This window comes from Nitrincola alkalisediminis (assembly GCF_009821115.1).
In the GTDB taxonomy this organism is placed as follows: domain Bacteria; phylum Pseudomonadota; class Gammaproteobacteria; order Pseudomonadales; family Balneatricaceae; genus Nitrincola; species Nitrincola alkalisediminis.
The window spans coordinates 1-806 of sequence record NZ_VYTY01000033.1 but is presented as its reverse complement, the minus strand read 5'-3'; the positions used below and the strand labels follow the sequence as shown (position 1 = coordinate 806).

General features: G+C 45.0%; 1 protein-coding gene. It reads right to left on the bottom strand.

Going from position 1 to position 806, the window contains the following annotated elements:
* A partial coding sequence (locus F5971_RS18330) for a hypothetical protein (RefSeq protein WP_223116364.1) occupies positions 1–806 on the bottom strand: 806 nt, incomplete at both ends.

Here is an 806-nt window from a genome sequence, read left to right as displayed (position 1 = left end):
TCAACAATAGAGACTTCTACCTCAGAACCTTCCACATTTCCACGTTGATCCGTGACTGACAAGCTGATTGGCTCTTTGGCCAACTCATCTGTTCCTTGTTCAGGATGTGATGCTGGGTTTAACAACTCAAACGTGTAATCAACTTGGTAAGCGTTATCGTTGACTTGTGTAAAGCCAACGATCTCAACCAAGTTACCTTCTGGTGTGGTGATGCTAATCGGCGATGCATTGCTCGCTTCCAGCGCTTCCAGGGTAATCACAACACCTGCAATGGTGACTGACTGGATGCCTTGAGATGTGGTAATTCTAATACTGCCACTGTCTTTCGGTTCACCGTCATTTGCTGCTGAGCCATTAGACAAGAACTTTTCAAAGACTTCGAGTGAACCCGATGTCTCAATCGCAAGCTCTACCACTAACAACAGTTCATCGTTCGTTTGAGCAAAGACATCCTGACCATTATTATCAATGGCTTTGGCATCAATCGTTAAATCACCATCGACTAACTCACGAATATCAACATTTTCAACTGAATAGCTTCCGTCCTCATTGACACTCGCTTGGGTTGTAACGGTATTCCCTACACTGTCTGTAATCGTGATTTCGACAGTGCTGTTTTCAGGCACATCTATTGTTGTACCTTCAATATCCATCAGACCTGTTTCATTGTTGACAGTGGTATCAACTGTTATTTCAGCTGCAATCGCATCCAACTCAGCGCTGTCTGTGCCTGTGATTGGGTTGCCGTTGTTGTCCGTTGCGCTTGCAACTACTTCCAATGGACCGTCAATCAAGCCGCTTAGGTC